Consider the following 20,615-nt stretch of genomic DNA (forward strand, 5'->3'; position numbering starts at 1 on the left):
GCAGAGCAAAACCAGGCCACCGCCGAAAGCATCGACCCCGACACCGGCGAGATCACGGCCGCCTGATCGAAAATCCTCGCCGACATGGAAAGGGCCCCGATCGGGGCCCTTTCCATGTCGGCGTGCCCCATCCACTGGCCTGGTTTTACTCCGCTCCGCTGGCCTGAATTTAGATCGCCGTTGAGAGCCCCGAGGGTTCCTGCAGGGAGCTGAACTCGCCAGTGACAGCCAGGAGGGCGCCGTGGTCATCGTGGACGAACGCGACCATGCCGAGTTCGATCACTTCGTGATGCCGGTGATCGAGCCCTGTGGTCTCCGTATCAACGGCGACCGCGAGCCTTTCACCCGGCCCGAGAGGGCGAGAATCAGCGATCTCCCGCGGCCGGAGGCGCCGCAACACCCGGTAGTCGTCACTTGCATCCAACACCTTGGCCGCGGCCTCAGGCGTGATGGCACGCAAGCCTCGGGAAGACCGCCGAGCCGCAAGGATCCGCTCTACGCTCCCACTGACACTGTCGGGTTCGGATTGGTCGAATAGGTCGGCTTGCCAGGGCACGTCTCAATCCTAAGCATCAAAGGCGGCAGAAGCATGCCCATCCAGCCCCTCGATGACATTGCTGGAACATTCCGCTTACGGATCGCGATGCAGGCGATGATCTTGGTCAGGATCTTGGTTGTGCCGTGAGGTTCATGTCGAGCGCATTGTGGCGGCGGATCAGTCCTGCTTCGCGCTCCTCAGGCATTCCGGTTCCAGCCACCCCACCTGGTTGCCGCGACACTTCGTGCTCGGGATGCCTGGTGGTTCCACAAACGAGGAGGATGCCGACCAACGCCTGTCCTCCGCGGCTGGGCGCATGCACCTCCAGAGGTCTCGCCGAACCGATCCAAGCCCGTCCCAAGACGAGCCCCGTGGATTGATCCCGTATCGTCGTGGACCACCCGCGCCCGGCGAGACCTCTGCCCAACCCTCCGTAAAAACGGGGATACGCTTCCTCCGTCGGGGCACGAAGGCGATCGGGTTACATCGGGCGACCAATTCGCATGCGAGGCTGGCGCGACGCGATCCGCATCCTCGCTGGCTCGATCTGGCCGTTCCGGGTGGCAGGCGGGGCGGACGTTGGCGCCGGCCTCATGACACGGTCCCGTCGCGCTCCCATGGATGGGGTCCGCACAGGGCTCGCACGAGCGCGTCGAGTGCGGGGTCGACGACGGCGCCCCATCCGAGCCCGCTCACCTCCGCGAGCGACGACGCGGTCGGTCGCCGCCCCCTGCCAGCGATCACCGCCGCCGCGCACTCCAGCTTGCGACGGCGGTGATCGAGGGTCGTCTCCGAGCGGCTCGATAGGAAGGCCTCGCAGCGTGGCATGCCCCTGACCCGGTCCCGGTGCACCCCGGCCGACGCGAGGATGGCCGACCGGCTCCTGCGCGGTGACCCGGCGGCCGCCCTCAGCCTCCGCTCGGCAGCCTGGAGCGCACGGAGCATGTCGCGGTCCCTGGACCGTGGGGACGCTCCCTCGCGGCGAACATGGTGCCGCGCGTTGAACGCGTCATACCAGGCGCGATCCCAGAAGCGGAGGCGGGCGGCGAGGTACCCATGCGTGCGCCGGGCGCGCGTGACTTTCGGCGCCTCCGCGTTCGAGAAGAGGCGACGCCACCTGGCCCGCATCCCCGGGAGTTCGCCCGGCCCGGGCCGCCGTGGCTGCGCAGCCGGCGTCCTGCCGCGCGGGGCGGCGGGCGGCAGCCCTTGATCCGGCAGGGCCTCAAGCGCCATGGACACGAGGACGCCCGTGGTCGGGCACACCGACTGACCGTACCCTACCACCTGCCTTCTAACCCAGTATAGGCCGGAAGCCGAGCCCTCGTGCGCGAGCCCGATCGCCGCGAGGAATCTCGCGCCGACGTGGCTTGCAACCACCCGACCCATGCGGACGTGGTCGATGCCGCCTTTCCCCCCGCATAGCCCCTTCCTCAGCGCAAGGCCCCGGAAGTCGTCGACGCCCGCGCACGTCGGCGGCGCGTCGAGCAGGGCCGCGCAACGGGCGGCGGCCTCGTGGGCCAACGCGACCATGGCAGCGTCCACGTGACGCTCCGCCTCGGCGACGCCCCCCGTGACGGCGCTTGCGTCATGATAGGTGCCGGTCATGGCCTGGCTCATGGGAATCCCGGTCCCGACCAGCATGCGGGGATGGCGGGGGCACGCGAGGACGCCTGGCAGCTGGTGCGCGCGGCGCCAGTAGGTCTCGCCCAGCAGGTGGAGGTCCTCGTCCCGGCATGCGGGGCAGAAGCGGAGCTCCCGCGGGCGCTTGATCGACTGCGCGGGCAACCCGAGCCTCGCGTGGGCGCCGCGACCCGGACCCGATGTCAGGGCGCACGCGACCTCCGCGGCAACGGCTGGGGGGGCTCCAGCCGCGTAGAATGGGAAGAGCGTCGTCCCGCGAAGGAGGCCGTCCCCCGTCAGCGACAGCGACGGGCCGGCGTTCGCGGCGACCGCGTCCAGCATGCCGGGCAGGTCCACGCTGCAGGGCAGGGGCGCACCGAAGACCTGCGTGGAGGCCATTCTGCCGCTCCAACCGGTCTGGGTCACCAGACGGGAGATGACCCCGTACAGCAACTCGTCCGGATACGGGGTGGGCAGGTGGACGCTCACGCGCGCGAGGTCGGCAGGCAACCCGGGCGGCGCGCCCGATGTCTGTAAGGAAGGGACGGCCGCCTTGAGACCATGACACACCCGTTGAAACCATAGTAATGATATTATAAATACCATATAGCGTCAACGTAACGCGGACGCGCGTGGTGCGACGCGTCCCGCTCGAGCTTCCGGTTTCCGATCGTGGACGCGCTTGCACCATGGGGATGTCGAGCGGCGCGGTCCGTTCGGCGCCCGAGGCAATCGGGGAGGGGCGCAGGTGGGCAAGAGCAGGTACGCCTTTGACGAGGCCAAGTACCGTCGATTCGTGCGCGAGGGTCGAGGTCGCGGCGATGGTCCCGACTACGTCCCCTGGATCAAGGTCGGCGACGTCCCGTCACGCGGCCGGTCTCACCGCGTCTTCTGCCCCCTCACCGGACGTCAGCACCACCTGCTCAGCGACGGCGAGTTCTACGCGTTCCACCTGCTATGGTGGAACGAGCCGGTCGTTGACCTTCGCGAGCAGTTCCCGATCCTGCGCGCCCGGACCCTCGACATCGCCGCGGCGCTCGGGGTGAGGCACCCGGTCGACCCGAGGTCGCGCACCGTGCTCGTCCAGACGACCGATCTCCTGGCCACCGTCGCCGGGCCGGACGGTCCACGGCTCCTCGCCCGCGCCGTGAAGACGGCCGCGGACCTGCGCTCCCCGCGGACGCGGGAGAAGCTCGACATCGAACGCGTCCACTGGACAGAGCAGGGCGTCGACTGGGACTTCATGCTCGACGTGGAGGTCAAGACCGACTTGGCCCGCAACGTGGCCTGGGTCAGGGGCGTGATGGGCGAGGACGTCGGCGACGCGCGCCGCGTCGCCGACGCGCTCCTGCGCACCCTCGACACGCAAGGGACCAGGCCGGTCTTCCAAGCCTGCGCGGTCTTCGACGCCACCCATGGTCTCCAGGCCGGGCGAGGCATGTCGCTCCTCCGCGTCCTGCTGGGGCTGCGCATGATCGAGACCGACATGGCCGCGCGGCACATCTCGAGGCAGCCGGCATCCCTGTTTACCTGGCGCGAGCCGCCACCGCCACCGCCCCGGTCGCCGCGACCGCGTGCCAGTCTCATCGGGGGAGCCTTCTGATGCACGAGCCTGATCCGCGCAAGCACCCGGGGGCGGGCAACCGAACCCACCGTGGTCGAGGCGAGGCGAGGTGGCCCAGTCAGGCCGCCGGTCCCGCGGCCCGCACCCAGGCGGCACGAGAGGCTCCCGGCATCCAGAGGGCGGGAGATCCCTGCGAGGTGGTCGCCGAAACCCCGGCGACCCTCTCCTGGCAGACGTGGGACGGGCAATCCGCCGGGAAGCGGCCGTCCGTACGCGTGGCGTTCGACCCCGAGACGCGCGTGATCATCGGCATTCACGTCGATGGCGAGGGATCGGACGCCTCGCGGTCCGGCTGGAGGCCGTGATGCAACTCGCCATCCGCATGCTGCTGCAGGAAGTCGGGGCGGACAGAGTGTTCCGCGTCGTCCACCTTGAGCCCGGCCTCGCGTGGCTCCACCCGGTCGGCGAGACAGCCTGGCCCATCCCATCGCCCATCGACAAACTCGTAGCGGGCCTCGTCGCTGGCGAATGGATCCCCAAGGCCGAGAACATGCCGAGCGTGCCGAACACACCCGTGGCCTTGGAGCGCCAGGAAAGACGCTACGCGCTGGTCAAACCGCTGCTCGACGCGGGCAAGGCCGACCTGCTGATGCGGACCGACCGCTTTGCCCTGATCAAGGCCAGGGTCGACGAGCTCGCATGCGAGGGGGTCAAGACATCCTCCCAGCACTTCTCGGACCTGCTCCGGGCCTGGTGGGACGGCGGCATGACCTACGACGCGCTCGCGACGCGCTACGACCGCTGCGGCGGCCCGGGCCAGCGTCGGGACAACCGTGGCGAGAAGGTGGGTCGCCCGAACACGGTCGCCTCGCCCGACGTGGGCATGAACGTGACGGAGGGCGACTGGCCTCGCCTCGAGGTTGGGGCCGCGTTTTTCCTCAAGGGGCGCCTCACCCTGGCCCAGGCGCACCGGTCCGTCTGCCTGAACTTCTACTCGGAGTTCCGGGAGGACGACGCGGGGCGGCTGCGACGGGTGCTCCTGGACGCGCGACCCAGCCAAAGGCAGCTCCAGTACTACATCACCAGGAACTACCCGACGACCGTCCGGCGCAGGATGAGGCTGGGCGACCACGCGTACGAGCTCGCGGACCGGGCCATCACGGGCCGGGCCGACGGCGACGTCAACGCCCCCGGCGACCGCTACGAGATCGACGCCACGATCGCCGACACCTACCTCGTCTCCGCCTACGACGAGACGCGCATCGTCGGGCGGCCTGTCATCTACTCGGTAGTCGACGTCTTCAGCCGCATGGTCGTCGGCGCGTATGTCGGATTCGAGGGGCCTAGCTGGAAGGGTGCCATGATGGCGCTCGTCAACATGATGACCGACAAGGTGGCGTTCTGCGCCAAGTACGACATCCACATCGAGCCGGACGAGTGGCCCTGCCACCACGCCCCAGTCGAGATCATGGCCGACCGGGGCGAGCTCATGAGCGACAACCTCGGCCAGCGCATCGTCAGGGACCTGCACGTCGGAATCTCGAACGTGCGCCCCTACAGGGGCGACATGAAGGGCATCGTCGAACGCACGCACGGAACGCTGCAGAGGACCTGGGGACCTTTCAACCCGGGGTACGTGAAGCCCGACTTCGGGGAGCGTGGCGCGATCGACTACCGCAAGAAGGGCGCCCTGACGCTCCACGAGTTCACGAAGCAGCACATCCTCGCCGTGCTGGTCCACAACGCGAAGCCCTCGACCACCCACCTCCCCCTCCCGGAGATGGTGTCGGAGGAGCTCGCCGCCGCCCCGATCGACTTCTGGCGGTGGGGCGTCCGCAACCGGGGGCCCCGCCTACAGCAGCTGAGCGTCGACCATGTCGCCTGGGCGGTCATGCACCGGGGTAGGGCGCGGGTCACCGCGCGCGGGATCAAGTTCAAGGGCGGCTACTACGACTGCGGCTTCGCCCAGCGCGACTCCTGGTACGAGAGGGCCCGCTCCGGCGGCACATGGGAGGTGGAGGTCTGCTACGACCCGGGCAACCTCGGTCGCGTCTACCTCCAGCCCGATGCCCGGACGATCCAGGCGCTCGACCTCCTGCCCGCGTACGGCGACCTCGATGGCAAGTCCCTCTTCGAATTCGAGGAGAACGAGGCCAAGCGCAAGCGCGTCGAGGCAGCGGGCGAGGCCGACCGCGCCGTCACCATGGCCGAACGCGAGGAGCAGATGCGACGCATCGGCGAGGACGGGTCGAAGCGGCTCGCCGCCAAGCTGAAGGACAACCCGGACGCGGGCGACCGCACCAAGGGGATCAGGAGGAACAGGCAGGTGGAGAAGGCCGCGGAGGCCCGCAGGGAAACCGTGGCGCCGGCCACGGCCGGAGTAGCGGGGCGCCTCCCCGCGTCCAGGAACCCGCTCGACGAGCGCAGGCGCAAGGCACTGGCTCGCCTCAAGACGAACGAGAACGGAGGTTGATCCCTTGAGAAACAGCATCGCATCAGGTTCGAAGCAGGCGCCAGGGTCGGAAGGAGCCCCTCCGCGGGGTCCGGTGTCGACCTTCTTGGCACAGTATAAGCCAGCACTGCTCCCGGCCCACCGGGGAAACCCGCTCATCGAGGCACTCCCGCAAATCCGGTCCGGATGGGACATCCAGGCCGCGATACGCCGCGTGCCGACGAGCAGTCAGAGGGAGCGACGCCTCCCCGCACCCTACAGGAGGCTCGCCGTTGGGGGGCTGCGGAATTTCATCGAGCCGCTCCCGGATCAGTTCCCGGTGTTCGACCACGTGTTCGGCATGGTCCTCGAGGGTTACGGCGACCGCAACCCCTGCAACCCGGCGTTCCGGAGGTCGGTCAACGAGAGCTACCACGCCGAGCCGGACGGATCGTTCCGGCCCCTGGTGGAGTCCGGCCCGTCGATCGCGCCCGCGGGCACGCTCCTCGGCATCTCGGGACTCGGCAAGACCACGGCTGTCGAGAGGGTGCTGTCGTTCCTGCCGCAGGTGCTCATCCACCCGGACCACAACCTCCACCAGATCGTGCACATGAAGCTCGAATGCCCCTCGGACGGCAGCGTGAAGTCGCTCGTGCTGAACTTCGTCGACACGATCGATCACCTCTTGGGCTCGGACTACGCGCTGGCGTGCAGGAAAGTCTCGCTCGGGCCCCTGGTCCAGCTGGCCGGCAAAGCAGCCCGACGCCACCACATCGGCCTGCTCGTGCTCGACGAGGCGCAGAGCCTCCTCAAGGCCAGGGGGGACGACGAGACCCAGTTGATCCGCTTCTTCGTCATGCTCGCGAACGTGCTGCGCATCCCCATCCTCCTGCTCGGCACCATCCACGCGCGGCAGGCGCTCTCGAGCACGCTCCACCTCGCCCGCCGGGCGGGGGAGACCTTCGTCTGGGAGCCGATGGCCCACGGCGACGAGGACAGCGAGTGGCACCACTACATGTCCGCCCTCTTCTCGCACCAGTGGACAAGGAGGGAGCATCCCCTCACGCCGGAGCTCTCCAAGGCCTACCACGACGAGACCATGGGCATCACCGGCCTTGCCGTGCGCCTCCACCAGCTGTGCCAGCGCCACGTCATCGACGACGGTGACGAGGACGAGGTCACGGCGGCCCTCGTGCACGCTCTGGCCGAGGCACGCTTCACCCTGATGCGCCCCCTCCTCGATGCGCTCAGGGCGGGCAGGAGGGGCGTCGAGCTGCCGGACCTGGGGGACGGCTTGAAGAAGCTGGACGAGGCGCTCGAGAAGGAAGCGTCGCGCGGGATGGACGCCCCCGACGCGGCGGTGGCGAGCCTCCGGAACCTCGGCTACGACCCGCAGGAGGCTGAGCACATGGTTAATGCGGTGCTGCCGGGCGACGGCAACCAGGGCGGCAAGGAAATCATCAAGGCTGCCCTGGGCAGAAGGGCCAAGGCGACTGGGCGTAGGGGCGTCCGCACGCTGGCGGACGTCGCCACGGACGGCAAGGACGACGCCGCGTTCGCCGCCGAGCTGCGCGACGCCGCCGCCCGTCCCAGCACGTGAGCCGGGACCTGCCCCCAGGACCGTGCGGGGCGAGGGAGCGCAGTCGTCCCCGGACCGGTGATCCCGGGAGCGGCCCCGGTCGCTGAGAGCCTCACTGCGCGTGGCCGTCCCACATGCACCCGCGGCGCAGGGCGCCGCAGGTCCCCGAACGGATCCGGCCCGCTTCCGATTTCGCCCACTCCCTTCGCTTGCACTCCATGAGGTGTCGTCCCGACGCCCATGGGGGAGCAGCGAATGACGACCATAAAGAACCCACCAGCGTCGGGGGTACCCGACGCCGGCGGCACCGTTCGCTTCCTGAGATCGCGCGCAAGATGAGCGTGCACCTCCCCACGCCCCACCCGGACGAACTGCTCTACAGCGTCGTCTGCCGGCTCATCACGCGCACCGGCTGGACGCCGCGGATCACCGCGAACCAACTCTTCGGGGACGGGACGTGGTGCAACGTCGACCTGTGCGGCCGCCTCGACGCCCTGGCGTCGAACCTCGGCCCGGAGCTGCCGATGACGGGCGACGACATCCTGAGCCGGCTCACCCTGTTCCCCTTCTACGCCGCCGGCGCCGCGCCCAAGGTCCGGGCCGAGGTGGCCAAGCTCCTGCGGGAAGGGACGAGCCACCACGCCCACGCGCGGCTCGGCGTCCTCGCGCAATCCATCCCGCGCCCGACGCGCCTGAGGTACTGCCCGAGGTGCAGGGACGAGGACCTCGAACGCCTCGGCGAGACCTACTGGCGCCGCTCGCACCAGCTCCCTGGCGTGGTCGCCTGCGCCCGGCACCCCGCGATGCTGGCCACCTCCGACGTGCGAGCCAAGTCCATGATCGAGCTCGGGTACCGGGACGCGACTTCGGTACTGCAGGACGTGCGGGACGACGCCTCCCCGTTCGAGCCGTGGCAGGTCGAGCGGGCGCACGCCGTCGCGAGGCGGTGCTCGCCCCTGCTCGACGAGCCCTGGAACCACGCGCGGAGCCCGCTGGACCTCGGGGAGGCCCGCGACCTCGCGCGGCGTAAGGGCATGGTGGGCGCCTGGGGCGGCATCGCCCACCCGCGGCTGGCCGCCCACGTCCTCGCGTTCTACGGGTCGGACCTGGTCGAGGCGATGAACCTCCCGGCGAAGCCGTCCCCGGCTGGCGAACTCTACTGGGTCAAGCGGCACTTCGTCGACTTCCACCACAACGTCTTCCCGGTCACCGCCGTGGTGCTCGCGACGGCCCTCGACGCGTTGCCGGACCTGCCCACGCCGCCCAGGCCGTTCACCCGGGGCAGGGGCCATCCGCCACGGGCACCCAGGCCGGGGGAGCTGGACCTCTGGCGGGCAGAGTGGGCGCGGACCATGGAGGCGGCCGCGCCGCCCAAGGTCAGCACCGCACGGCGGCAGGCGCAGGGCCTCGTGCTCAAGCTGCGCGCCTGGGACCGGGAATGGTACCTGGCGTTCAACGCGCGGCATCGGGCCCTGAGGGGGAGCAGCGTCGACTACGTGGCCCGGGATGCCGAGGTGGTCGCCAAGCTCGAGGAGGCGCATCGGGCGTTGGTCGCCGACGAGGATGGTCCCCAAAGGAGCAGGCGCGCCATCGTCGTGCGGGCGAACGTCACGCCCGGATGGATCACCGACGCGCTTCCCAAGGCGGTCGCCTTCCTGGACCGGCACGTCGAGGACGACGCGTCGTACCGCCGGCGCAAGCTCCGGCTCGCGGCGGCGCGCCTCCTCGCGTCAGGGCGCAGGCCGACCCCGACGAGCCTCGCCACGGAGAGCAGGCTTGGGTATGACGTCGTGAGGGGACCGGACACCATCAACTTCGCCAGGAGCCTCTGCACGCTGCTCCCGGAGGATGGCGCCCTCGGACCGCTACGCCGGGTTCGCCGACAACCGCGAACATCGTGATCGGCCGTTTCAGTGGTTCCCGGGACGCGCCCCCGCGCTCAGGGTTCGCCGTCCCGCACGTCCGCGGCCGTGGGCCAAGCGAACGGCTTCGTCTCCAGCGACCGTCTCCCGGGACGGTGCGACACGATGGCGGGCGAGAGGCACACCGGCCATGACCGGCCCCCACGCATAGTTCGATGACCGTTCCCGATCCCGACGGGAGGAGCACGTCCGAGGCCCGGCTCGCTCGCACATGCGGGCCACGACCCGGTGACCCGGCGATGTCCGTGGACCGCGTCGGGGTCCGCAGCTCGGAATGCGGAGGGGGATGTCGCGTTTCCCAGGAGGTGAAGGCCTCCTCGGAGGTCTAACCCCAGGAAAGAGGATGGCGGGATGGAGGATGTTGATCGGCGTGCCGACTGGGCTGGCGAGGGATCGTCACCCAACGTTCCCACCAAGGTTCCATCACCCGTGCACAGCGTCGGACCGGAACACGCGGCGCGACCCGGGGGGCTCGACCACGCTGGATGGAGGCCCAACGGCGCTTTCGATGCGCGATCTCCTCGAGGCAATCAGGAAGGATACCAACCACGCGCGCTGGAGCCGCGGTGGAAGGAGCGCTGATTGGAGCGCGTGGATCGGTTCCGAACCAAACTAGCCCCGCTCGCTGGATCCCTGCCCGCCACCGAAGGGACCGTCGCGCGCGAGACGGGCGGGAACGGAGGGTTCAGCCCACGGACTCACGGCCGGGCGGACACGAGTGGAACCCCGTCCCCGGTCCCGGCTTTTTTGACACGGGCCCGGTCGCCGAAGCATCGCCGAGCGGGTCAACCCGATCCGCCCCCGTCCACGACGGCGTTGGTGCGGGTGGCAACCCGAACGAGGAGCGTGGCGTGATCGACCGAGTGCCCATGGATCGCAAGGTCCTGTCCCGTTTCTTCGCGAACAGGCGGATCCCCACCGACGCGATCGGCTTCTACAACTCTCCCCAGTTCCTTGAGGCCGAGGGGAGGGACCGCTCGGTGCTCGACTTCTACGCCGCCTGGGTGCGCGCCAGGCCCAGGGACCCCGGGTACGACAAGATGGCGAGGGAGGTCGTGCCCGCGGTCGCGGGTTTTGTGGCCCGGGAGGTCGTGACCGACGGGCAGTTGGGCGCCTGCGTAGACGCCTCAATGATGCTGACCAAGATGCTCGAGGAGCAAGGGATCTGGTGCTACGCGCTCCGGGGGGCGCTCACGATCACGTCCCCGGAGCTCGACGACCCGACGTACTTCTGGGTCCTGGACGAGAAACAGAACCCCGGCCACGTCTGGGTCGCGGCCCCGCCCTTCGAGATTGTCGACGTGTCCCTCCGCGCGCAGCCGTACGAGCGCCACGAGGCCGCCCTGGTCCCCGAGGTGCTCTGCGTGGAGCGGGGGGAGCGGATTACCGGGACGGTGGACGAGTACTGCTCGCCGCAGGTGTTGGCGGATGCGGTGGCTCGGAACGGCCACCTGCCGCCGGACGCCCACCTGCAACTCGTGCCCGAGATGGCGCGGGTGGTCGCCAGCTTCCCGTCGATCGAGGTAGGGTCGGGGGCCACGCGGCTCAGGTACAATGTCAGCGGCATCGCCGTCTCATCCGCACCGGACCTAGACGCGATCAAAAGCCGGAGATGGAACGGGAGGCTCGCCGGCGACCTGTACCGGGACGTGGTCCTGCCCGGCCTGAGGAACGCCACGACCCTTGCGGGATCGTGACGGGCCTTGCCGCCGCGTCCCGCCCGCGGGCAGAGGCGGCGACGGCGTGACCGCCAAGCCGAGGGACCGCCTCGGCATCAATCGAGCAAGCTGAAGGCCGGTGGGGCGTGCGACTCGGATCTGCCTGGTGCCTTGTCACCGGTAGATCGGAGGGTGGAGGGGGCGCCCGATTCGTGGCCGACCCATACCGGACGCGTTCAACAAGGGGAGCTGCGCGCAGTGCCGAAGTTACGCCGACGACGCGATGGGCGACGCGTTCGAGTTGGACGTCGGACGCCAATCTCAGATCGCTTTCGCTTTACTTGGCGAATACATCAGTGCCGGACCTTGGAGGAGGGACCCGGCCGCCGTCAATAACTTTCGCGAAACGCCCGGCGCTTAAAGGGGCCGTCTCCGTCAACAACTTTCGCCATAGTGGACGAGCGGTGGACACATTGATTCTGCTTGGGAATCGTCGCGGCGCAATCAAGAACTTTGTTGTCTTTTCACAAGAAGTTCGATGCCTTCACCCAGGAGTTGAAGAGCACCTATGCGACCAAGACCGACCTTTCCATCGTGGATGAGAAGGTCCGCAAGGTGCAGGACAATCAGGGGTGGGTGATCAAGCTGATCATCGGGGCTGTGATCGTGGCCATTCTGGGCCTCGTGATTGCCAAGGGCGGGGTGCCGCATCCATGACGGCCTCCTATGACGACCCGACGACGGACGAAAAGTTCTACGCCCGTGCGCTGGGCATCCTGGTCGGCCCGAGCCGGCGCATGGCCTTGGTCATGCGATGTGGCAACCTGGCCTATTGGCTCAGCGTCATGGCGGCACTCGGCTGGCTTGCCTCGCAGGTCATCGACCGGGACCCGCCGGTGACGATCCGCGCCGCCACGGTGTTGACGCCCCACCTGCGCCCCGGCGATCCGGTCCGCGTTTCCTACACCCTGACGCGCTTCCGGACCTGCGCCACCGACCTGACCTGGTCGATCTACGATGGCGCAGGTGAAATCCACAGCTTCGGGCCGCTGCACATCGAAGCGGCGGGCCTACCGGCGCAGGAAACCTATACCCGCGCCTGGGCGACGCCACCGCAGGCTGCACCCGGTAGCGGCCGCCTCCGCGTCGTCCTGGCCTTCCAATGTCCCGGCAACTACCTGCAAACGCTTTACCCGGTAACGCTGGTGCTGCCGGACCTGCCGATCCACATCGACTAGGCGGTGCGGAAGGTCGGGGTCCCGGCCGGGCTCGGCACCTCGGAGGGCGACCCGCCGGGGCTGATGGCCGGCTCGCTCCAGCCCGGCGGGTCGACCACGTCGCCACCCGGGCCCGGCATCCCGACGCCCGGACCAGGCTGCGGCACGTTGATCGGCTCACCGGGTGAGTCTTCGCCCGGCATCGGCGGATAGGCGGGCGTCGAGCCGGGATCGTTGGCCGGCTGCGGCTTGTAGTCCGGGGGGAGGTCGGTCGGCATCGCAATATCCTCCGTGCTGGACCGCCTTTCATTGACGGCCTCCAAGGCCAATGCCCGACTCCCGTGCTTGGTTTCCCTTCCCTCGGCCCGGTGCCGCCCTCCGGGGCGGTGCCGGGCCGTTTTGGCGTTCGGCCTTGCGCCGCGGCCCCCGACGCGGCAGGGAAACGGGCCCGCAAGCAACCCCTGGTTCGATGTTCCGCACCTATGCCCGCGTCCTCGGGGCGCTGCGACCCGACGCCCGCACGGCCGCCCTGCTGGTGCTGGCCAACCTGCTGCTGGCCGGCGCGCAATTCGCCGAACCGATGTTGTTCGGCCGCATCGTCGACAGGCTGACCCGCCCCGGCCCGGCGGTGGGCTGGCCGGACGTGCTGCCGCTCGGCGCCGCCTGGGCCGGCTTCGGGCTGTTCGTTATCGCCTGCGCGGCCGTGGTGGCGCTGCAGGCCGACCGGTTGTCGCACCGCAGCCGGCTCGGCATCATGGCGCGCTTCTTCGACCACGTGCTCGGCCTGCCGTTGAGTTTCCACGGCGCCACCCATTCGGGGCGGCTGCTGAAAACCATGCTGGAAGGCGCCAACGGCATGGCGGGCCTGTGGCTGTCGTTCTTCCGCGACCATTGCGCCGCGCTCGCGGCCTTGTTCGTGCTGATGCCGGTGTCGCTCGTCGTCAACTGGCGCCTCGGCAGCCTGCTGGTCGGGCTGGTGCTCTGCTTCGGGGCTTTGTCGGCCTTCGTGCTGCGCAAGACGCAAGGGCTTCAGGGCCGCGTCGAAAGCTACCAATCGGCCTTTGCCGAACGGGCCGCCGACGCGCTCGGCAACGTATCGGTGATCCAGAGCTTCACCCAGGTCGAGGCCGAATCGCGCGCCATGCGCCGCCTCATCGAGGCCCTGCTGCGGGCGCAACTGCCGGTGTTGTCGTGGTGGGCCATCGCCGCCGTGGCCACCAGGGCCGCCTCGACGGTGACGATCCTGGCGATCTTCGGGCTCGGCCTGACGCTGCACTTCCATGGCCTTGCCAGCATCGGGGCCGTGGTGGCCTTCATGGGGTTCGCCACCCAGTTGATCGCCCGGCTCGAGCAGGTGGTGGCGTTCCTGAACGCCCTCTTCATGCTGGCCCCCAAGATCGCCGACTTCTTCGCCGTGCTCGATACGGAGCCGCAGGTGCGCGACCGTCCGGGCGCCCGCGACCCCGGACGGCTCGCCGGCCGCGTCGCCTTCGAGGCGGTCTCGTTCTCCTACGACGGGGGTGCCGATGCGGTGCGCGACCTCGGCTTCACGGCGGCCCCGGGTGAGGTCGTGGCCCTGGTGGGCGCCACAGGCTCGGGCAAGTCGACCACCCTCGGCCTGCTGCACCGCGTCTTCGACCCGCGCCAGGGCCGCATCACGATCGACGGCATCGACATCCGCGATATGCCGCTCGCGAGCCTCCGGGCCCACATCGGCGTTGTGTTCCAGGAGCCGATGTTGTTTGCCCGTTCGATCGGCGACAACGTCCGGATAGGTCGACCCGACGCCACGGGGGCCGAGGTGGAGGCGGCGCTCGGGCTCGCCCAGGCGGCGGATTTCGTGGCGCAACAACCACAAGGGCTCGATACGCCGGTGGGCGAGCGGGGCCGGGCGCTGTCGGGTGGCGAGCGTCAGCGCATCGCCATCGCCCGGGCTTTGTTGAAGGACCCGCCGATCCTCATCCTTGATGAGGCAACGAGCGCGCTCGACGTCGAAACGGAACGCAAGCTGCAGCTCGCGCTCGCGGCCGCCACCGTGGGCCGTACCACCTTCGTGATCGCCCACCGCCTCGCCACCATCCGGCAGGCCACCCGCATCCTGGTGTTCGATCGCGGCCGTGTCGTCGAGACCGGCAGCTTCGAGGCGCTGGTGGCCCGGGGCGGCGCCTTTGCCCGGCTGGTCCAGGCACAGGACACGCACGGGCCCGTCGAAGAAGCTGCCGAGTAAGACGGCCCAAGCATCGAAACTATCGATGGTTCGCCTCAATCAAATCAGCATTCTTCGATTGAAGCGACTCCGTTATGTCATAAGGGTCGGCTATTGGCCGCCTGTTGTTCTGATCTGGAGTGTTCCTTGCCTAAGCTTCTCACCGCCGCCGCCGCCCTGATGCTCGCCACCCCGGTGCTGGCAGCCGAGACCGGCGTCATCACCGATGCGTCCAAGGTCGAGGCCGGCACCTATGCGGTCGAGCCCAACCACACGCAGGTGCTGTTCAGCGTCAACCACATGGGCTTCACGACCTATACGGGCCAGTTCACCAAGGCCTCCGGCACGCTGACGCTCGACGCGGCCAAGCCCGACGCCAGCAAGCTCGACGTTTCGGTCGACGTCGGGAGCGTCACTACCCCGAGCGACAAATTGTCGGACGAGCTGAAGAGCGACGCCTGGCTCGATGCCGGCAAGTTTCCGGCCATCACGTTCAAGTCCACCAAGGTGGTGAAGACCGGCGCCGACATGGCCAAGGTGACGGGCGACCTCACCATGCACGGCGTCACCAAGACCGAAACCCTGACGGTCAAGTTCAACGGCGCCGGCGTCAACCAGCTCGACAAGAAGTACACCACCGGCTTCGAAGTGTCGGGCAAGATCAAGCGCTCGGATTTCGGCGTGAAGACCTATGTGCCGCTGATCGGCGACGAGGTGACGCTGACCATCGCGGGCGCCTTCGAGAAGCAGGGCTGAGCGGACCAAACCTCCCATGAGCGCCAAGGCCATCACCCCAGCGGAACGCTACACGGCCGTCGCCCAGGCCTTCCACTGGCTGTTGGCCCTGGCGCTTATCGGCATCGTCATCATGGGCCTCGCCATGGCCCATGCGCCGCTCACACCCGCGACGAAGTTCAAGCTGTACCAACTGCATAAGTCGGTCGGCATCACGATTCTGGCCTTGGCGGTGTTGCGGCTCCTGTGGCGGCTGACCCATCGGCCGCCACCGCTGCCGGCCGACATGCCGGCGCTCGAGAAGGCCGGCGCCCATGGCGCCCATGTCGTGTTGTATGGGCTGATGATCGGTCTGCCGCTCGTGGGCTGGGCACTGGTGTCGATCTCGCCCTTCAACCTGCCGACCGTGCTCTACGGCATCCTGCCCTGGCCACATATCAGTGCCCTGTCGAGCCTGCCACGCGCCACCAAGGCGGCCTGGGAGCCGACGGTCGCCTTCGTGCACGCTTATGGGGCCTACCTGTTGATCGCGCTGGTGGGCGTGCATGTTCTTGCGGCGCTGCGCCACCATTTCATCATCGGCGACGACACCCTGCGACGCATGCTGCCGGGCCGCCGCCGTCCGATCATGCCCAGGAACCCTGCCGAATGATGCGTCTCCTTCCCCTCGCCGCCGCCCTGGTGCTCGCCGCCGCGGCCCCGGCCACCGCCGCCACCTGGACGGTCGATCCTGCCAAAAGCACGCTCGGCTTCGCCGGCACGCAGACCGGCGAAGGGTTTACGGGTCGGTTCAAGACCTGGACCGGCACGATCGATTACGACCCGGCCAAGCCGGAAGCCGCCCATGTGTCGATCAGCATCGACACCGGCAGCGCCGCGACCGGCGACCCGCAGCGCGACGAGGCGATGCCGGGCGAAGACTGGTTCGATGCCAGCAAATCCCCCAAGGCCACCTTCGAGGCGACCGGCTTCACGCCCAAGGGAGGCGACCAGTTCGAGACCGCCGGCACCTTGACGATCCGCGGCGCCGCCAAGCCCGTGACGTTGCCGTTCACGCTCAAGCTCGACGGCGACACGGCCCACGCGACCGGCAAGGCCACCCTGACCCGGACGACATGGGGCGTCGGGCAAGGGGACTGGGCTTCGGACCAATATGTCGGCTTCGGGGTCGATGTGACGCTCGACTTGACAGCCAAGCGGCAGCCCTGAGAACAACCGGGGCCCGCCACGGGCAGGCTTCGTTCCGGTTCTGCTCGTGGTCGGCTGCCGCAATGGCCCAAGTGGATTCCGCTTGGGCCTGACAGCCTCTAGGTTCCATGGCCGACCCCCGCACGCCCGAACGCATCCTGGTCATCAAGCATGGGGCGTTCGGCGACGTGATGCAGACCGATGGCGCGTTGCGGGACCTCCGGGCCCATCACGACGGCGCCGAGATCGTGGTGCTGACGACCCCCCCGTACCGGGCGATCTTCGAGCGCCATCCGTCGGTCGATCGCGTCGTCACCGAGGCCCGGGCGCCGCGCTGGCGCCTTGACCGCATGGTGGCGCTCCGCTCCCAGCTTCGCGCCCTGGGCGTAAACCGGGTCTACGACCTCCAGCATTCCCGCCGCACCGGCGCGTATAGGCGCTGGATCTTTCCCGGCCTGCCCTGGTCGGGCGACACGCAAAAGCGCGATTGGCTGCTGCGGCTGAAGCCGCAGGATTTGCCGAGCCTTGAACGCTTTGCGGTCCAGCTCGGCCAGGCCGGCGTCGCGCTGCACCACACCGGGCGCCCGGACGTGTCCTGGATGGCCGACGACGTCTCGAGCCTGCTCGACGCGGCCGGGGTCAAACGTCCTTATGTGATGCTGATCCCCGGCGCCTCGGCCGGCCATCCGGAAAAGCGCTGGCCGCATTACCCGGCCTTGGCGGCGGCACTCTGGACGCATGGATACGCGGTCGCGATCGCACCCGGTCCCGACGAGGCCGGGCTGGCAGCCACGATCCCGGCCATCGACCTCACGGCCAAACACGGGCGGCTCAGCTGGTTCGAGCTTGCCGGTGCCTTGCGCAAGGCCGCTTTCGTGGTCGGCAACGACACCGGGCCGACCCACCTCGCGGCCCATGGTGGCACCCCGGGTCTGGCGCTCTTCGGCCCCCACGCCCGGCCCGAATATACCGGCATCCTGCGCGACACCTTTCAAGCCATCACGGTGCCGGATCTGGCGACCTTGCCGCCGGAACGGGTGCTCGACCACGTGCTCGGGCGGCTCGGAACGCCGCCGCTCTGAACTTACGCCGCCTTGGAGGTGGCCTGGGCCGGCAGCTTGGCCATCACAGCCTCGGCCACGAGATCGGCGGTGGCGGCCGACAGCGTCCAGCCGAGATGGCCGTGGCCGGTGTTGTAGAACACGCCCGGCCGGGAACCAGCGCCGACGCGGGGCAGCATCGAAGGCAGCATCGGCCGCAGGCCCGCCCAGGGCACGATGTGGCTGGTGTCGACGGCAGGAAACAACTGCCGCACCCAGCGCACCAGCGGCTGAATGCGGTCGTGGCGGATGTCGCGGTTCTCGCCGTTGAACTCGGCCGTGCCGGCCACGCGAAAACGGGTAGCCCCAAAGCGGCTCGAAACGATCTTGGTCTGGTCGTCGAGAAGGCTCACCCAGGGGGCGCCATCCTGGCTCGGCGCGTCGTCGAGATGCACCGTGATCGAATAGCCCTTCACCGGATAAATATTGACCCGGTCGCCAAGCGCCGCCGCGAAGCGCCGGCTCGACAGCCCGGCGCAGATCACCGCGCCATCGAAGCGCGCCGTCTCGGTCGATGTGGCGGCTGCGGCGCCATGCCAAGCCACCGCGATGCCGCCGCCCGGCTGCGCCGTCACCGCCTCGACCTCCGCTTCCTGGACGAACTGCACGCCGCGGCGCTCGCAAGCCTTGGCGAGCCCGCGGGTGAACTTGTGGATGTCGCCGGTGGCGTCCGACGGCGTGAAGAAACCGCCGTAATAGCGGCCGTGCAGGTTCGGCTCGATGCCGAGCATTTCGTCAGGCGTCACCGGGCGACGGTCGAGGCCGCCCCGTGTCAGCAGCGCATTGACGGCACTGGCATGATCGAAGCCGGCGCGGTCGCGATAGATATGCAGGATGCCGCGCTCCTCGCAATCGAAGTCGATGCGCTCGGCCGCCGCCCAGCCGTGCAGCAAGGTCCTGGCCGCGATGGCGAGGCGGACGGTCTCGACCGTGTTGGCCTGATAATGGGGGATCTGGGCCAGGAACTCGGCCAGCCAGGAATATTTGTGCCAGCTCGGCCGCGGGTTGAGCAGCAGCGGCGCGTCGCCCTTCAGCATCCACTTCACGCCCTTCAGCAGGGTGCTCCAGGAATTCCACACTTCCGCGTTGCTGGCCGACAATTGCCCGCCATTGGCAAAGGACGTTTCCATGCCGGGATAGCGCTGGCGATCGAAGACCGTGACCGCGAAGCCACGCTCGCTCAGCGCATAGGCGGTGGTGATGCCGGTGATACCGGCGCCGATAACGGCGATGTGGGACATGGATGCAGTCTCCAGACGGTTGGCCCATCCGGTCGCGCGCAAGCGACGACCGGCCTTGAGCCCCCTCTGTCATGGAACCTGAGAGATTCATGCCCGCCAGGCGGACACTTCCCCTTCGGTGGGTGCCATCAACGGGCACCGCTCTCCAGAGTGTTCAGCGATACGGTCCTTTTGCCTGAGAGTTTGGCGGGGCTTTGCTCCGTCGGCGGTCCGCAAACCTTTCGGCTCGGACGCTCTCCCATATCGCTTGTCGAACGTCGTAAGGATAACCGACCGTCCCTTCGACGGCAATCGCCATGCGGCGCAAAGATAGGCCAGCTGGCGGGATCGTCAGCCCAAAAGAACGCCGGCCTGCCGCAAGGCGGGCAGCAGGGCGAGCAGCGGCAGACCCAGAATGGTGGGCTGGTCGCCCTCGATACGAGAAAACAGGTGAATGCCGATCCCTTCCAGCCGGTAGGCGCCGACGCTGCCGCAAACGGCGTCGCCCTCGGCCTCGAGATAAGCGTCCAGGAAGGCGTCGGACAGCGGCCGCATGGTCAGCCGTGCGGTGGAAACCGTCTCGAACACCACCGTGTCGTCCCGCATCAGGCACAAGGCCGCATGCAGCGCATGGGCGCGGTCCGCCAGGCGGCCGAGATGCCGCCGCGCCGCCGCGCGATCCTCGGGCTTGGTGAACATCTCGTCCCCGAGCGCCAGCACCTGGTCGGCGCCAAGAACCAGGCGACCGGGATGGCGCAGCGCCACCGCTCGCGCCTTGGCGGCCGCCAGATGGGCCGCCACGGCCTCGGGCGCCGCGCCAGCGGCGCGCAGCGGTGCCTCGACGGCGCGTTCGTCGATCGGGGCAGGCGACACCTCGACCGGGATGCCGGCCTCCTGCAGCAGGACGCGGCGGGCGGCACTGTTCGAGGCGAGGACGAGCGGCGCGGGGCTGCGCCAAAGCGGGTGGGCGATCATGCTTGGGCGATGACCTGCAGGCGATACATGGCGATGGAAGTCCTGAATGGCGACCGTCCTGTCGACATAGCGCATGTGAGGGCCGGCATCGAGGCAGAGCAGCCGGTTGCGTCGGATCTGCACGATGCGCTCGGGCGAGGCGATCAGGGAGCAACGCAGCGCCTGCACCCGGCCTGCGACGGGATGCCCGGCATCGGCGGGGCGCTGGCGCACTTGCTGGCACGATGAGCAGGACAGAAGCTGGTCGGCGTCTTTTCGATGTCAGAAAGAAGGCGAAGATGGGAACAAGTTCCGAGCCTGGTCTGCCTCGAAATTCTCTCGGGCCGCCAGCCGCTTGCCGGGTTGTCCCACGGTGTAGCGCATCGCTGTGGACAAATGCCGGGGCTCGACCCGAGGCGCTCCACTTATCCCCCTCCTTGCAGGCTTATCCAAGTCTGGCTCCACACCAGATCCTGGACCACGCAGGAACGGAGGCGGCCTGTGGGAATCGGGGGAATCGGTGATGATCAAATCCGACACAAATCGGGCAGGCCGCATTCGGGCCTGATTCCTTAAGGGCTTGCGGGTCGTCGCGGGGGGATGATTAAGATTTGAGTCAAATCCGTTACCAAACCATAAATCCGGGACAGGCTGTGGTTAAAGGCCGGAATCGGTTCCCCACC

At 68.7% G+C, this 20,615-nt stretch carries 17 protein-coding genes and 1 riboswitch; of the genes, 12 read left to right on the top strand and 5 right to left on the bottom strand.

The window, feature by feature from the left end:
- Positions 1-169 precede the first annotated feature (169 nt).
- Complete coding sequence (locus P7D22_RS10680; RefSeq protein WP_319934214.1) at positions 170-460, bottom strand: exonuclease domain-containing protein; 291 nt, start codon at positions 458-460, stop codon at positions 170-172.
- Positions 461-1,129: 669 nt separating this feature from the next.
- Entirely contained in the window at positions 1,130-2,647 is a 1,518-nt protein-coding gene (locus P7D22_RS10685; RefSeq protein ID WP_319934215.1) for a TniQ family protein, read from the bottom strand.
- A 259-nt stretch (positions 2,648-2,906) separates the two neighbouring features.
- Here P7D22_RS10685 and P7D22_RS10690 point away from each other — a divergent pair, with 259 nt between their 5' ends.
- The 7 genes from P7D22_RS10690 (at position 2,907) to P7D22_RS10720 (ending at position 12,550) form a co-directional block, all read left to right on the top strand.
- The gene (locus P7D22_RS10690) at positions 2,907-3,761 is read left to right on the top strand and encodes a TnsA endonuclease N-terminal domain-containing protein (protein WP_319934216.1); all 855 of its coding nucleotides are present in this window, start codon (positions 2,907-2,909) and stop codon (positions 3,759-3,761) included.
- Between the two features lie 325 nt (positions 3,762-4,086).
- Positions 4,087-6,195 carry a Mu transposase C-terminal domain-containing protein gene (locus P7D22_RS10695; RefSeq protein WP_319934217.1) on the top strand — a complete coding sequence of 703 codons (2,109 nt, stop codon included), beginning with the start codon at positions 4,087-4,089 and terminating at the stop codon, positions 6,193-6,195.
- Positions 6,196-6,493: 298 nt separating this feature from the next.
- On the top strand, positions 6,494-7,753 hold the full coding sequence (locus P7D22_RS10700) for an AAA family ATPase (protein ID WP_319934218.1): 1,260 nt from the start codon (positions 6,494-6,496) through the stop codon (positions 7,751-7,753).
- Between the two features lie 314 nt (positions 7,754-8,067).
- Positions 8,068-9,633, top strand: coding sequence for a TniQ family protein (locus P7D22_RS10705; protein WP_319934219.1), 1,566 nt, complete (start codon positions 8,068-8,070; stop codon positions 9,631-9,633).
- A gap of 890 nt (positions 9,634-10,523) precedes the next feature.
- On the top strand, positions 10,524-11,351 hold the full coding sequence (locus tag P7D22_RS10710) for a hypothetical protein (RefSeq protein WP_319934220.1): 828 nt from the start codon (positions 10,524-10,526) through the stop codon (positions 11,349-11,351).
- 477 nt (positions 11,352-11,828) lie between these two features.
- A complete protein-coding gene (locus P7D22_RS10715) occupies positions 11,829-12,029 on the top strand; it encodes a hypothetical protein (RefSeq protein WP_319934221.1) in 201 nt (66 codons plus the stop codon).
- Complete coding sequence (locus tag P7D22_RS10720; RefSeq protein WP_319934222.1) at positions 12,026-12,550, top strand: hypothetical protein; 525 nt, start codon at positions 12,026-12,028, stop codon at positions 12,548-12,550. The genes P7D22_RS10715 and P7D22_RS10720 overlap by 4 nt, the downstream gene beginning before the upstream one ends.
- Here P7D22_RS10720 and P7D22_RS10725 read toward each other — a convergent pair.
- Entirely contained in the window at positions 12,547-12,807 is a 261-nt protein-coding gene (locus P7D22_RS10725) for a hypothetical protein (protein ID WP_319934223.1), read from the bottom strand. The genes P7D22_RS10720 and P7D22_RS10725 overlap by 4 nt on opposite strands.
- A 191-nt stretch (positions 12,808-12,998) precedes the next feature.
- On the opposite strand from P7D22_RS10725, the gene P7D22_RS10730 reads away from it, so the two are divergent.
- From P7D22_RS10730 to P7D22_RS10750, 5 genes are all read left to right on the top strand, one after another.
- Complete coding sequence (locus tag P7D22_RS10730; RefSeq protein ID WP_319934224.1) at positions 12,999-14,756, top strand: glucan ABC transporter ATP-binding protein/ permease; 1,758 nt, start codon at positions 12,999-13,001, stop codon at positions 14,754-14,756.
- 159 nt (positions 14,757-14,915) lie between these two features.
- Entirely contained in the window at positions 14,916-15,491 is a 576-nt protein-coding gene (locus P7D22_RS10735; RefSeq protein WP_319934251.1) for a YceI family protein, read from the top strand.
- A gap of 16 nt (positions 15,492-15,507) precedes the next feature.
- Complete coding sequence (locus P7D22_RS10740) at positions 15,508-16,122, top strand: cytochrome b (RefSeq protein ID WP_319934225.1); 615 nt, start codon at positions 15,508-15,510, stop codon at positions 16,120-16,122.
- The gene (locus P7D22_RS10745) at positions 16,119-16,679 is read left to right on the top strand and encodes a YceI family protein (protein ID WP_319934226.1); all 561 of its coding nucleotides are present in this window, start codon (positions 16,119-16,121) and stop codon (positions 16,677-16,679) included. The genes P7D22_RS10740 and P7D22_RS10745 overlap by 4 nt, the downstream gene beginning before the upstream one ends.
- A 107-nt stretch (positions 16,680-16,786) precedes the next feature.
- Positions 16,787-17,740 (top strand): glycosyltransferase family 9 protein, encoded by a 954-nt coding sequence (locus P7D22_RS10750; protein ID WP_319934227.1) that lies wholly within the window; start codon positions 16,787-16,789, stop codon positions 17,738-17,740.
- 2 nt (positions 17,741-17,742) lie between these two features.
- Here P7D22_RS10750 and P7D22_RS10755 read toward each other — a convergent pair whose 3' ends face one another.
- The gene (locus P7D22_RS10755; RefSeq protein WP_319934228.1) at positions 17,743-18,999 is read right to left on the bottom strand and encodes a D-amino acid dehydrogenase; all 1,257 of its coding nucleotides are present in this window, start codon (positions 18,997-18,999) and stop codon (positions 17,743-17,745) included.
- A 153-nt stretch (positions 19,000-19,152) separates the two neighbouring features.
- Positions 19,153-19,250: riboswitch (glycine riboswitch) on the bottom strand.
- Between the two features lie 79 nt (positions 19,251-19,329).
- Positions 19,330-19,953: a Maf family protein gene (locus P7D22_RS10760; protein ID WP_319934252.1), complete on the bottom strand. Its 624-nt coding sequence runs from the start codon at positions 19,951-19,953 to the stop codon at positions 19,330-19,332.
- Positions 19,954-20,615: the final 662 nt, after the last annotated feature.

It is taken from the genome of Lichenihabitans sp. Uapishka_5 (genome assembly GCF_033947565.1).
Taxonomy (GTDB): domain Bacteria; phylum Pseudomonadota; class Alphaproteobacteria; order Rhizobiales; family Beijerinckiaceae; genus Lichenihabitans.